The following is a 1,231-nucleotide window of genomic DNA, read 5'->3' as shown; positions in this document are numbered from 1 at the left end:
TGGACTTCCCCGGGTGTCGTGGACACTCCGACGCTATGATTCGAGCATAGGAGGAAGCCCATGAGCACCCAACGTTACACCCCCGAATTCAAGGAAGAGGCAGTCCGCCAAATCGTCGACCGCGGTTATTCCGTGGCCGAGGTGTCCGAGCGCCTCGGTGTCTCGGCCCACAGCCTCTATAAGTGGGTCAAAGCGGTCAAGCCAGACCGCAGTGACCAGCACGCGGCGGACCTGGTGGAGGCGAAGAGCGAGATCCTCAAGTTGCGCGCTCAGTTGCGGCGCACCGAGGAGGAGCGCGACATCCTAAAAAAGGCCGCTCGGTACTTTGCCAGGGACCCCGAGTAAAGTACCGGTTCATCAACGACCATCGTCATGAGCACAGGGTCGCCACGATGTGCCGAGTGCTGAAGGTAGCGCGCAGCGGCTTCTATCAGTGGCTGCACAAGCCGCTATCGGACCGGGCGATCGAGGATGAGCGCCTTCTGGGGCTCATCCGTGCCTCCTATGCCGCCAGCGGCGGTGTCTACGGTGCGCCGCGGGTCTTTGCCGACCTGCGGGAGGTTGGCGAGTGTTGTGGCCGGCATCGTGTGGCCCGACTCATGCGTATTCACAAAATCCGCGCCCTGCGTGGCTATAAAAAGCCTCGGCACATCGCCGGTCGGCCCGCGATCCTTGCTCCGAACACGCTCAACCGAGGCTTCACCGTCGAGCGCCCGGATCAGGCCTGGGTCACCGACATTACTTACCTGCGTACCTGGCAGGGCTGGCTCTATCTGGCGGTGGTCGTGGACCTCTACTCGCGTAAAGTGGTCGGCTGGTCGATGAAGCCCACGCTGGCCAAGGAGCTTGCCCTCGATGCGCTGCTGATGGCCGTGTGGCGACGTAGACCCAGAGTGCCCGTGCTGGTGCACTCGGACCAGGGAAGCCAATATGGGAGCGATGCATGGCGACGCTTTTGCACGGCGCACAATCTGGAGCCGAGCATGTCGAGGCGCGGCAACTGCTGGGATAATGCGGTCGCCGAGTCCTTCTTCTCGAGCCTGAAGAAGGAACGTATCAAGAAACGCATCTACAAGACGCGGGAACTCGCCCGAGCCGATGTCTTCGACTACATCGAGGTGTTCTACAACCGGACACGACGCCATAGCCACCTTGGTGACGTCAGCCCCGAGGCCTTTGAGCAGGCCTCAAAATGAGGCGCCGGGGTGCTCACGAGACTGGGGGAAGTCCA

Annotated in this window: 1 protein-coding gene; it reads left to right on the top strand. The window is 62.0% G+C overall.

Annotated elements, in window-relative coordinates:
- Nucleotides 1-60 precede the first annotated feature (60 nt).
- A protein-coding gene (locus J2T57_RS22075; protein ID WP_253485966.1) for an IS3 family transposase occupies nt 61-1,196 on the top strand; the annotation gives its coding sequence in 2 pieces (ribosomal slippage) (nt 61-304 and nt 304-1,196; 1,137 coding nt in all).
- The last annotated feature ends 35 nt before the right edge of the window (nt 1,197-1,231 follow it).

The sequence above is a fragment of the Natronocella acetinitrilica genome, assembly GCF_024170285.1.
GTDB lineage: Bacteria > Pseudomonadota > Gammaproteobacteria > Nitrococcales > Aquisalimonadaceae > Natronocella > Natronocella acetinitrilica.
The sequence above is the reverse complement of the archived record's forward strand: the minus strand, read 5'-3'. Positions and strand labels throughout refer to the sequence as shown.